At 28.8% G+C, this 12,423-nt stretch carries 10 protein-coding genes; 9 read left to right on the plus strand and 1 reads right to left on the minus strand.

What is annotated here, in order from left to right:
- Position 1 precedes the first annotated feature (1 nt).
- Entirely contained in the window at positions 2–358 is a 357-nt protein-coding gene (locus OWK30_RS03930; protein ID WP_423323774.1) for a hypothetical protein, read from the minus strand.
- Between the two features lie 96 nt (positions 359–454).
- Here OWK30_RS03930 and OWK30_RS03935 point away from each other — a divergent pair, with 96 nt between their 5' ends.
- The 9 genes from OWK30_RS03935 (at position 455) to OWK30_RS03975 (ending at position 12,418) form a co-directional block, all read left to right on the plus strand.
- Positions 455–631: a hypothetical protein gene (locus OWK30_RS03935; protein WP_423323776.1), complete on the plus strand. Its 177-nt coding sequence runs from the start codon at positions 455–457 to the stop codon at positions 629–631.
- The gene (gene tcmP / locus OWK30_RS03940) at positions 621–2,504 is read left to right on the plus strand and encodes a three-Cys-motif partner protein TcmP (protein WP_423323777.1); all 1,884 of its coding nucleotides are present in this window, start codon (positions 621–623) and stop codon (positions 2,502–2,504) included. Before OWK30_RS03935 ends, tcmP begins: the two co-directional genes overlap by 11 nt.
- 92 nt (positions 2,505–2,596) lie before the next feature.
- The gene (locus OWK30_RS03945; RefSeq protein WP_423323779.1) at positions 2,597–3,796 is read left to right on the plus strand and encodes an HD-GYP domain-containing protein; all 1,200 of its coding nucleotides are present in this window, start codon (positions 2,597–2,599) and stop codon (positions 3,794–3,796) included.
- Positions 3,797–3,973: 177 nt separating this feature from the next.
- The gene (locus OWK30_RS03950; RefSeq protein ID WP_423323781.1) at positions 3,974–7,324 is read left to right on the plus strand and encodes an EAL domain-containing protein; all 3,351 of its coding nucleotides are present in this window, start codon (positions 3,974–3,976) and stop codon (positions 7,322–7,324) included.
- Positions 7,325–7,411: 87 nt separating this feature from the next.
- Positions 7,412–7,867 (plus strand): RuvC family protein, encoded by a 456-nt coding sequence (locus OWK30_RS03955; RefSeq protein ID WP_423323783.1) that lies wholly within the window; start codon positions 7,412–7,414, stop codon positions 7,865–7,867.
- A complete protein-coding gene (locus OWK30_RS03960; RefSeq protein ID WP_423323785.1) occupies positions 7,860–9,470 on the plus strand; it encodes a TraI domain-containing protein in 1,611 nt (536 codons plus the stop codon). The genes OWK30_RS03955 and OWK30_RS03960 overlap by 8 nt, the downstream gene beginning before the upstream one ends.
- A 48-nt stretch (positions 9,471–9,518) precedes the next feature.
- Positions 9,519–9,713, plus strand: coding sequence for a hypothetical protein (locus OWK30_RS03965; RefSeq protein ID WP_423323787.1), 195 nt, complete (start codon positions 9,519–9,521; stop codon positions 9,711–9,713).
- A gap of 5 nt (positions 9,714–9,718) precedes the next feature.
- Positions 9,719–11,542: a recombinase family protein gene (locus tag OWK30_RS03970; protein WP_423323789.1), complete on the plus strand. Its 1,824-nt coding sequence runs from the start codon at positions 9,719–9,721 to the stop codon at positions 11,540–11,542.
- A 225-nt stretch (positions 11,543–11,767) separates the two neighbouring features.
- On the plus strand, positions 11,768–12,418 hold the full coding sequence (locus OWK30_RS03975) for an NYN domain-containing protein (protein ID WP_423323791.1): 651 nt from the start codon (positions 11,768–11,770) through the stop codon (positions 12,416–12,418).
- Positions 12,419–12,423 lie beyond the last annotated feature (5 nt).

Genomic DNA, 12,423 nt, shown 5'->3' on the forward strand with positions numbered 1-12,423 from the left:
ATTAAGAAAAAACAACAGCAATTAGAATACCAAAAATAATAATAATTGCATAGCTAATTATGTTTAATCCTATCTTACCTAATATATAGCCTTTTGCTATTTCTGTTGGTGTAACGATAGAGCTTTTCTCTTTTTTATTAAGTTTATGTTTTAACTGCTCATTTTCTTCTTTCAGGGCTAATAATTCTCTTTTGATTTGTTCGATTTCAGTGTTGGGAGTTTGTTGTTGAGGTTGTCTAGAATTTGGATAATTGATATGTTTAGGAGATTTTTTATGTTTTATAACAGCAAATAAAACAATAAACCCTAAAATACTTAAACCAACGTATTCAGGATGCGTTAAAATTAAATTTAACATCTTCCACCTCTCCCAGTTATTCCCACCCCCTATATTATATAATATAGGCAAAAGTGTGTCAATTTCAATAGTTTTTTTATTGACAAGATAATATATATGGATCATATTATCCATATGAAAAAGAAGAAATATGAGGAAATTCACGTTAGGCTTGACAGTGAAATGTATGAAAAGCTAAAAAAATATAGTAAACAGGAGTATCGAACGATTTCTGATACTGTCAGAATGTTGATTGATAGGTGGATTAAGGAGAAGGAACAAAGTGACTCCTAAGTTTGAACAATCAAATGATGGTAAAAAGTGGATTGTAGAAAAACATACTGCTGTAAAACATGAGCTTATAAAACGTTATTTAAGTGCATGGATAAAAATTCTTGGTGGATTTGAAAAACTCTATTATGTTGATTGTAACGCTGGCAATGGAGTGTGGAAAGATGCGAAAACGGGGGAGTTAAAAGACGGTTCTCCTATAATTGCAATAAGTACTTTTATCGAAAATCTCAAGTATGCTAAAAAAGATTTTAATGTATTTTTAGTTGAAAAGGACAAGGTTAACTTTAACTATTTAAAAAATTTAGTAACCAATAAGTTTAAAGATTATCTTTCAAGAATTCATATACTAAACGCTGATGTAAGTGATATTATTGCAGATATTATAAACGAAACAAAACAGGGAGCTGGCTTTTATTTTTTTGATCCATACGGTTTTAAAGAAATAAGTTATGGTTTTTTTACTGAAATAATGAAGTATAAAAAGCATGAAATACTTTATAATTTCATGTTTAACACTATCAACAGATTTTTATCCTACGAGAATCTAAAAGAAAAATTTTATGAATTGTTTGGTGGAGATAATTGGAGAGAAGTCATAAATTACTACGGCAAAAATAGAGAAGAAAAGTTAATGACTGTTGTCAGGAATAATTTTAAGAAGATTGCCAAATATGTGATACCTTATAAAATAAACTTTGAAGACAAACAAAGGACATACTATTATTTACTACATTTATCAAACCACTTAAAAGCCTGTTCTATTCTTAAAAGCACTTTTGGAAGTTTTAATTATGGAAGAATAGAATATTTAGGAGAAAGAAATAATCAGGTATTGATAAGTGATTTGGATGAATTCAGAATTCCAGAAATCAAAGAGACAATAATAAATAGCATAATTCCCGAAAAAGAATCAATTCCTTATATTTCAATATTAGACAAATTAATAGATTCAACACCTTATCAAGAAGCTGATATTATGAAAGCATTACTTGAGTTAGAACAAGAAAATATTATTAGAGTTTACAGGGTTATAAACGAAGTCAAAAGAAAAAGAACTTATATTAAAGATAATGATAAAATTTTTAAGAAAAAACCAGCGTTGGCCATAAAGAGAAAAAGTTTATTATACGAGAGTAAAGTTGAATATGCTGGATATACCATAAACCATGTAGAAGGTTGTACTCATGGTTGCCAGTATCCTTGCTATGCATTTATGATGAAAAGGAGGTTTGGTAAAGTAAAAAATTGGCATGATTGGATTACTCCAAAAATTGTGGAAAACTCTTTAGAACTATTGGACAAGGAAATACCAAAATATAAAGAGAAAATAAATAAAGTTCATTTATGTTTTACAACTGATCCATTTATGTATGGTTATACAGAAGTAATAGAATTAACTTTAAAAATAATTGAGAAATTGAATAATTACGGGATTCCTGTAACTACTTTAACGAAAGGTATATATCCTGATAAAATTCAATTTGAAAATTTTCATTCAGAAAATGAATATGGAATAACTCTAGTGTCTTTAAATGAAAGTTTTAGACAGAAATATGAGCCTTTTTCTGCAAATTACGAAGACAGAATAAATAGCTTAAAAAAACTGTCAGATAAAGGTTGTTTTACATGGGTTAGTATTGAACCTTACCCTACTCCAAACATAGTGAAACAGGACATAAAAAGGATACTCAAAAAAATTGATTTTGTAGACAACATTATTTTTGGAAAGTTAAATTATAATGTTGAATCTAATGAGTTTAAATACAGCGATGAATTTTACAAAAAAATAGTTAACGATTTAATAGAATTTTGTAACAAAAAAGGTATTAAATATCATATTAAACAGGGAACGCCGAGCAAGGATGTTGATTGACAGGTGAACTACCCTCAGGGAGAGGAGAATGTCAATAGCTTATATTATTAATACTTGTTGTTTAATCTACAATAATATTGTATACTTTTAAAATGAGGAAAGTAGAAATAAAAATATCTGAACTTGAAAAGGGTGATAGAATAATAGAATTGGTTGGTTTTTCATGGTTAGATACTACATTTATAAAACATAAATTTGTAATAAAGGATGAAAAGCATCTTTGTAAGACTAAGGGAAAGCTTAAAAAGAATGGTGTTAAAAAAGTAGTTGTTGAAAGAAAAAAATCTTATCAGAGCGAAAAAGATTATCAAATTAAAGAACAGGATATTAATATTGAAGAAAATTTTATTAGTAAGAAGGAAATAAGTGATATTTCTAGTGTTTACGATAGAGCTTTAGAAATTACAAAGAGTCTTTTAAATGATGTTAGAGCAGGGAAATTATTAAACTTAAAGAAAGTAAAACTTATAACAAAAGAATTATCTGATTTAATCCTTAAAAAAGGGGCTTTACTTTGTAGTATTACTAAATTAAAAAGTTATGATGATTATACATTTCATCATAGCTTAAATGTAAGTATATTTGCTGGTAGCTTAGCTGTTAATTTAAAGAAAAATGAAGAATTTACTCATAAAGTTACTTTGTCAGCTTTGTTGCATGATATAGGTAAAATGAAAATTTCTAACACAATATTAAATAAGCCAGGTAAGTTAACAAATTATGAGTTTGAGATTATGAAAAAACATGTAGAATATGGATGTGATTATTTGAAACACATAGGTTTATCTGATGAAGAAATAAAAATATGCTATGAACATCATGAAAGGGCTGGTGGTACAGGTTATCCTAGAGGGTTAAAAGATGCTGAAATTTCCATAGAGGGGAAAATAGGGGCTGTTGTTGATGTTTACGATGCTTTGACTAGTGAAAGAGTATATAAACCTCGAATTTCGCCAGCTAAGGCTCTTAAGATGATGATGGGATGGGCAGACAATCATTTTAATAAAGAAGTTTTAAAATTTTTTATTAGAAACACTGGCATATATCCTGTTGGCACTATAGTATTGTTAAATACTGGTGAAATAGGAATAATTGCGAAAGTTAATATACAAAAACTTACTTTACCTATGGTAGTAATTTTTATAAATTCAAAAGGAGGAGAAATTCCTGAATTTATGGTTGATTTATCTAAGCAAAACTTACAACTCAGGAAAATAGTTGGAGTGTTAGATCCAAAAAAAGTAAAAATTCCATGTAAAGTCCTAGAACTAATTGAAGAAAATCTTAAGTGATTCAGTTTTATTTTACTGTAATGACACACTGTTTTATTTGTTGGTAATAAAATAGACCGATTTGTGATTTATAGAAAAAAATAAAAAAACGATGTAACATCTTGAAAAATAAAAAGAATTGACAATGATGATTAAATATGTTAGCTTGAAATAAAAAAAACGTTATATTTGAGACATATGTTAAAAACAGACGATTTTATATCTATATTTATAAAGTCAAACGTAGTAGGTTTTTATGTTTATCAAGACAATGGTATTATTGTAGAAACAAATGATTGTATGGCAAAAATTTTAGGTTTTTCTAAAAAAGAGGAGCTTCTAGGGCATAGTATTAAAGAATTTTTATATGAAAATAAAGACAAAATAGAAGAAGTAATTAATAAAAGGCTCAATGGAGATAACTTACTGTTAGAATATTATAATTATACGTTTAAGGATAAAGAATCTGCTTTAGTGTATGTAGATGCGATATCCTATACAATAAATTTTAAAGGAAAATATTCTGGTTTTGTTATTGTTGTTAATAAGACTAAAGAGTTTTTGTACTTAAAGCTCTATAAGGCATTGTATTATATCAATAAATTAATTGTTGAAGAGATGGATGAAGTTAAACTGTTAAATAGAGCATGTGATATTTTAGTAAATATTATTGGGTATTCGATTGTTGGTTATGGTAGGATAGATGAGAAAAACAAAAAACTTAATATGCTTTATAGTTGTGCAAATAATGAGCAAGCTGCAAAAGAGTTTAAAAGTCTAACTATAAGTATTGATACTGCCTCTATTTATGGACAAGGAACAGTTGCACAAGCTTATAAAGAGAATAAAGTTGTAGCAATTCATAATATTCAGAATAGTAGCTGCATGCGTGTATGGAAGGAATTTTTTTGTAAATATAATATACATTCTGCTTGTTCTATACCAATAGAAAAAGATGGTAAAGTAAAGTATATATTGCTTATTGATGATAGTTATAAAGAACCTTTTAGTGATGATTGTTTTGTTTTGCTGGAAAGTATTAAAGAAAATTTATCTTTTGCATTAGAGAAGATAGATAATTTGAATCAGATTGAAGTATTAGGCAGAGCAATTCAAGTTTCTCATGAGTGGGTTCTTTTTACGGATCAAGATGGTTTTATTACTTTTTGTAATGATGCTGTAACTCGTATTAGTAGTTATAATAAAAAAGATTTGATTGGTAAAAAACCAAACGTCTTTAAATCAGGGATACATGATAATGATTTTTATAAAAAGTTATGGGATTCAATAAAAGGTGGTAGAATATTTTCAGGTCGTATCATTAATAAGCGGAAAGATGGTAGTTTATATTATCTTGATAAAATAATAATCCCTATTTTGTTAAACAATAAAATAATTAATTTTGTTGATTTGTCTAGAGATGTTACTCAACTTGTTAAGCAACAAGAGAGATTAGAGTTCCAATTAAAGGTATACGATACTATTTATCGTTTACTTAATATGTACATTAAGCAAATTGATATAGATAATTTGAGATTGAAGTTAATCAAAATAATTTCAGAAAATTTAGATATTCCTTTAGTGGTATGGTTCAAAAGGTTTAACACAAAAGATGAAGTTAATGTTAATATCTACTTTAAAGAAAAAATTAGTATATCGGAATCTGTTTTTAAAGATTTTGTGAATATTTTATTAAGTAATGTAACTTCTAGTGAAGAAATAGTATGTCTTGATAATATGTTTAATAGTTTAAATTTTTATCCTTTAATTTTAACTTTAGAGAAGAACAAACATGTTTTTGAAGGAATAATATTATTTCTAAATTCAAAAAATATTAATTTTATAACATATTTTGATCTATTATTAAAGGAAGTAAAATCTTTGTTAATGCATTTTGAACAAAAAGGTAGATTGAGATTAATTTATGATGCTCTTGAAAAAAGCTTTGATTTGGTAATTGTAGCTGATAAAGATCTTAATATTACACAAATTGTTGGTGATGTTGAGGACGTTCTTTTATTTAAAGAAATTGATTTTCAATCAAAAAATATTAGCGAAATTTCAGAGATAATAGATAACGAGAAGTTATCTAAAGATATTATGTCTTTAACTGAGAAGGGAGGGACTTTATCGACGTTTATTAATTTTTTTGATAAGAATGGTAATAAGAAACTTTTTTATACAACAATTGTGGCAGATCCTGAAAATAAAAATCATGAGAAATTTATATTTTTATGTAATAGACTGACAAATGAGAATAAATTACTTAATGAAATGGATAGATTGTTGAATTATGATAAGGTGACAGGATTGGTTAACAGGAATCATCTCAAAAAAATTGTAAGTGATTATATAAAATCTATAGTAGGTGAAGATACTTTTTTGGGAATAGTCATAGTTAATCCTTTAAGTTTTGCGGATGTAAATAGAGTTTTTGGTTTTAATGTTGGAAATATAATCATTAATGAGATAGCAAATAGATTAAAAGCAGTTTTAAGAGATAATGATATTATTGCAAAATTAGAATCCGACAAGTTTGGTATTTTTTTGAAGGAACTAAGAGATATTAATGATATATTGCTGGTGATTAATAAAATACAAAAAAAATTATTAGAACCATTTTATGTGGGTGGTAATTTTATTAGATTGTATTTTACATTTGGAGTGGTGACTTATCCAAAAGACGGAAAGAGTTTTGAAGAATTAATGCATCGTGCACAAATAGCTCTATTGGATGCAAAATTTAAAGAGGATAGAGTTGGTTTTTATAATAAAGATATAGAAGTTGGCTCTCGTAGACGTTTAGAAATTAAGACCTTACTTGAAAAGGCGCTTGAGAATAAGGAAATAGAGGTTTATTATCAACCATATGTTGATAGATATAAAAATATTGTTGGAGTAGAATCATTATTAAGATGGTTTAAAGATGGGGAATTGATCCCAACAGGGGATTTTATAGAATATCTAGAATCTATTAATTTAATAATTGATGTAGAATATTTTGTTTTTGAAAACGTGATTGATTGTATGGGACAATTATCATTACCAATGAAGTTTTCTGTAAATGTATCGAAACAAACATTAACATCACCTATGACGAAATCTAAGTTAACCGACTTGTTAAGTAGAAGCAAAATAGATTCATCTAATTTAATTTTGGAGATTGTAGAACGTATTTATTTTGACAACTTCGAAAAGATCTTAAAAAAAATAGAATCTCTTAAAGAACTTGGTATTGAATTTTCATTGGATGATTTTGGTACAGGGTATTCATCTTTGTCTTTTATAGCTGATTTACCGGTGAATTATTTGAAAATAGATTTAGAGTTTGTAAAGAAATTGCCGGGTAATCAGAAAATTATAAACTTGGTGAAATCTATAATTTTCATGGCGAGACAATTAAATTTAAAGGTTATTGCAGAGGGAGTAGAAACTGAAGAACAATTTAAAATATTAAGAGATTTTGGGTGTGACTACTTTCAAGGTTTTTATTTTTATAAGCCAATGAGTAAAAAAGATTTGTTAAAGATTTTTTATAAAACGAAATAGATATCGATGATATTTTTATTCTAGAAACTACATATTTTCTCTTAAAATACCACATTTTTTTCAACTGAAATAAATTAGATTATTCTTATGTGGCTAATATCCGTTGACCCGTCAACAAAAGAGTTTGCAATTTCTATATTCAAAAATCAAAAAGTAAAAAGGTGTCTAAAAATACCGGCAGATAATATTGTAGAACTGCAAAGATTGTTTAACAAATACTCTCCTTTCTTGCTTGCAATTGAATATCAGTATTTTTTTCGCAATCCAAAAACTTTGATTTCTCTTGTGGAATCAAGGACACGTCTTGAAACAATAGCCTTTATGTGTGGTTGCAAGGGCATATATCGTATCCGTCCATCCAACTGGCAAAAACTGCTTACGGATAAAAGGTTAAAAAGAGCGGTGCTGAAAGAGTTATCGCTAAAGTATGCAAAAAAGAAAGTAAAAAAGAAGATAGACCACGACATTGCAGATTCAATTTGTATAGGGTTTTTTGTTTATCAGAATTTTCAAAAACTGGAGTGCGAGGTAATAAATGTTTAAGATATTCAGCTTGTTTAAGAGAAATGATGAGTCTCAGGTTGACACCGAAATTAATAAAATTATTCAAGATTTTGAAAAGTATTTTATTAAAATAGACAACCTATTGCCTTCCTATAAAGATGTGGCTTATAAGCTCTTTTATGACGTTATAAGGAGATTTATCCGCAAGGTTTATGACGCCCCAGCGTCTGAAAACCATCACCACAGCGAACCTTTTGGACTATTAAAACATTCGCTTGAAACAGTGATTAACAGCCTTGTAGAGCAACATAAATACCTTGAATTAAAATACGACCAAAGAGGAAATATAGATAGTCAGTTTAATTTAAAAAACAAAGAAAAAGTGCTTTATAGGACTGCTATAAACGCTTTGTTCCATGATGCTGGTAAATTATTTGATTTTATTATTAAGGATGAAAGCGGAGCAATCTTTGATCCGTTTGAGGATAACTTGCTTGATTTTAAACTAAAATATCCGAAGTGTGAGCTAATGTGGAAACCGAACAGAACAAAAAAACATGAAAAAAGAAATATAATTCTACTTTTCGATATACTAACTCAGCAAGATAGACAATATCTATCAGCTATAAATTTCTTGCGTTTAATCGACGATTTTTTCGGTTATGATCCGAAGAGCACTATTCAGGAAATTATAAGAGAAGCGGACGTAAAAAGCGTTATAGCGGAAAGAAAAGAAGATAAGAATGAGGAAAAGGGGATAAAAGAGGATATTGCTTTAGTCGAGTATTTTATAAAATCCGTAAACGATTTAGCTAACCAACAATCTCTTTTAATAAACAAAATCGGCGGACAAATATTTGTTTTAGATACCGTATCGTTGCTTGTGACTCCTCTGGTAGTAAATAAAGCTATCAATTATATGCAGAAAAATTACCGATATAAAACAACCGCTAATCATTTAATATCAATATTAAGTCAAAAAGACGTTATTATATCCGATAATGCTGGTAAAAACTTTTTCAAAGGAACTTTAGTTTTTAATAACGGTAGAGAGGTTACTTTAAATTTTGTCATAATAAAGAATAAATTTTTATGGGGATGTTCAAAGCCCGATAATTTTCAAGGGAAGGTAAAGTTTGATGATTTTGTAACAAGCGAAATACAAAGTATTGATGATGAACCGTCTGAAAATGATAATACTTTGATGCATAAACAAGAACAAACACAGGATCAGTGCAGTAAAGAGCATGAAAAAGTAAACGAAGCACAAAAAATAAAAAAGAAAAAACGCAAACCTCTGTATGAAAAATTTATTGAAGCTTTGATTGAAGTTTTAAAAGACTATTCAATAGACGATGAACCTGATAAACCAATTTTTCAAACTACTGTAAGTGGACAGGAATATATTGTAGTTAAATGGATTGATGGATTCAATTTTATTGCTCAAAAAACAAATCTATATGATTTAGAAAATGCTAGAAAAGAAGCTGATCGGATATGTGATAGTTTAAATAATTCTAATTATGTATTCAAAATGGACAACAACTGTCTTGTGACAATCAAATTAGACAATGAGACTGTAAAAGGAATTTTAATTTACAAAAACATAATATTAGAAAAAACCACAAAATTAAAAACATGATTTGATTATATTTTAAGTAAACAGTTTATGGTAAGGAGGGAATATCTTATGGGCGTAAACAACCAGAAGTTAATAGATGTTTTAACGGCTATCTATAGCAAAAATAGTAATAAGATACTTTTTGTTAAAGCTGGAAAGAAAACGATACCTGTTGCATCTGTGGAAAATTTGTTGAACCTGATCGGGCAACCTGATGAAATTATAATTAAGTCAAATAAAGAAACTTTCGTGATTAAAGGGTAATTATTGTGAAAAAAACGGCTATTTATATCAGAGTATCTACTGAGGAGCAGGCTAAAAGTGGATATTCTGTTGAAGCGCAGAAAAGGCATTTAACCGATTATTGTAAAAGACAAGGGTTTGCTTTGATTGATTATTTTATAGACAGCGGTTTTTCTGGCGCAAAATTAGAGCGTCCTGAACTGCAAAGACTGATTAAGGAAATTGAAGAAGGATATATTGAAAATGTCGTTGTATGGAGAATGGATAGATTATCCCGAAAAATGAGGCATTTGCTTTACATTCTTGAGTTGTTTGAAAAAAACAACGTTAAGTTTTACTCTATGACTGAGAGTTTTGACACAAAAACGCCAGTTGGAAAACTGCTCATCAATATGCTTGGTTCTATTGCGGAATTTGAGAGAGAAAGTATTATACAGCGAATCAATGCGGTTAAGGAAACAAGGAAGTTAAAGAAAAAATTACCGCTTGGCAATCCTCCTATTGGTTATCAAGCGGAAAATGATAGATTTGTTCAGGATGAGAATGCTCCTATTGTGAAGAGAATTTTTGAGATGTATATTTACGGTTACAAACCTAAGCAAATTGCTTCCGAGTTAAACAAAGAGGGTTATAGGACAAAAGAGGGTAACCTTTTTACCAGAGCGTCAATTTGGCGTATTGTGAAAAATCCGACGTATGCCGGTCTTGTCGAAATAAAAGGTAGGTTGGTCGATGGTAATATTGACGCCATCATTGATAAGGAGACATTTTATAAAGCTCAAGAAATAATTGAGCAAAGAAGATTTGAGAAAAGAAAGAATCCTCAAAAGCATTTGCTAACAGGATTTATATTTTGCAAATGCGGTTCTCCTATGCACTCTAATGCGAATGGGAATAAGAGAAGGTATAAGTGCGCCGCAAGGATAAATTATTTTGCAGATAGTTGTGATTCTAAGGGAGTAAAAGCTGACTTTATAGAAATGGAGGTTAGCAATTTAATTCTTAACATCATTAAAAGTAAAAAAAATGAGTTGTTAGAGCCTTTTCTAAATAAGTATAAAGCTTTAAAACAAGAACAGGATAACATAGAAAAAGAAATCTTGACGTTAAAAAAGAAAGAAAAAGAACTCGAACAAAAACTAAATAAATATTTTGAAGCCTTTGAAGATGGAGAGATAGACAAAAACATCTTAAAGAACAGAATAGAGGCATTGAGAAAGCAAAAGGAACAGGTGAATAAGAAAATCTTGGATTTAACTCTTAAAACAAACCAATTTGAATCTTTTGAAGAAGAAAAAGAAAAAATAAACACATTATTGGAACAGTTTGAAGTTTTATGGGAAGTATCAGATTTAACAGATAGGAAAAAGATATTGAGCGTTTTAGTTGAAAAGATTGTTGTATTTGATGAGTATGTTGATGTTCAATTCACTACTGGCTATCGGCAAAGAATAACGATAGAAGAACCTAAGAAGGATTATTTTAGCAGGAATCTTGAGGATTGGGAGATAGAGGTTTTAAAGAACACTCCGACCAAGAAAGCAAAGGCGTTGTTGATGTTAAATGAAGGCAAAAAGATTAGCGAAGTAGCTTACGAGTTGCAGGTTGATTTTTCAAAAGTGCAGTGGCTTGTGAAAGCTTTTAACAGAACGGGTATTAGGACGTGTTTTGAAGAGTTTAAACCGAATATGAAGATTGAGTTTGAAGACTATGTTTTAGAGAATATAGACAAGTTGAAACATATGACTTTCGATGATCTAATGAAACATTTGCAGGAACAGGGTTATAGAGTAGCGAGTAATAAGTTAAAAAATTTTTGGTATAGGCATTTTGTTTCTAAAAAAAAATGAATTGATAACTTGATGAGATATTTTATAATAGCGGAGAAATCATATAAAGTTTTATTTGATAAGTGGTTATGTAATTTTTGTTGACTCTAATGAAAACTTCCGCTAATTTATAAATAACAGGTGGAAACTATAAATGGTTATACGCTTAAAAAGTGCCCCTTGCAACGTCCTGCTAACTAAGAGATGCAGGGCCGACCAAGGGGCTTTACTTTTTGGAGAGAAATAGTGTTTATTCGAAAAGTAGCTTTTATTATTGATGGCTGGTTTATGTACAAAAGAATACAATCATTAAAATTATTTTATTACAATGGAGAAAACATTAGGAACTACTGTAGAAAATTATTACGAAAAAATGACTATTTATATAGAATTTATTATTATGATACTTTACCTTTGAATAAAAAAGGTGAGCATCCTTTAACAAAAAAAAGCATTGATTTTTCAAAAACCGATCAAGCTAAGAAACAAACAGAGTTATTAGAGTCAATAAAAAAGACACCTTTATTTGCTCTCAGACTTGGAACTACTTATTGGGAAAATAATGCTTGGACTATTCGTTATGATAGATTAAAGGAATTACTTAAAAGGAAAATCACTGTTAATGAGTTGGAAGAAAATGACATAAAGCCTTTGATTAAACAAAAATCAGTAGATTTAAAAATTGGATTAGATATTGCTTCTTTGGCAAATAAAAGAATTGTTGATGTTATTATTGTAATAACAGGTGATTCAGATATTGTTCCTGCTTTAAAACATGCGCGGAAAGAAAGTATCCAAATAGGATTGGATACTTTAGGAAATAAAGTTAGACCAGAGTTAGAAGAACATATTGATTTTAAGGTAACTGCTATACACAAGTATAATCACAAACAATAAATTTT

The organism is Deferribacter abyssi (assembly GCF_049472655.1).
GTDB lineage: Bacteria > Chrysiogenota > Deferribacteres > Deferribacterales > Deferribacteraceae > Deferribacter > Deferribacter abyssi.

Excerpts from the sequence above, each read along its gene's own strand:
- OWK30_RS03930 (WP_423323774.1), bottom strand. The coding sequence starts at position 358 with ATGTTAAATTTAATTTTAACGCATCCTGAATACGTTGGTTTAAGTATT.
- OWK30_RS03935 (WP_423323776.1), top strand. The coding sequence starts at position 455 with ATGGATCATATTATCCATATGAAAAAGAAGAAATATGAGGAAATTCAC.
- OWK30_RS03945 (WP_423323779.1), top strand. The coding sequence starts at position 2,597 with ATGAGGAAAGTAGAAATAAAAATATCTGAACTTGAAAAGGGTGATAGA.
- OWK30_RS03950 (WP_423323781.1), top strand. The coding sequence starts at position 3,974 with ATGTTAAAAACAGACGATTTTATATCTATATTTATAAAGTCAAACGTA.
- OWK30_RS03955 (WP_423323783.1), top strand. The coding sequence starts at position 7,412 with ATGTGGCTAATATCCGTTGACCCGTCAACAAAAGAGTTTGCAATTTCT.
- OWK30_RS03960 (WP_423323785.1), top strand. The coding sequence starts at position 7,860 with ATGTTTAAGATATTCAGCTTGTTTAAGAGAAATGATGAGTCTCAGGTT.
- OWK30_RS03965 (WP_423323787.1), top strand. The coding sequence starts at position 9,519 with ATGGGCGTAAACAACCAGAAGTTAATAGATGTTTTAACGGCTATCTAT.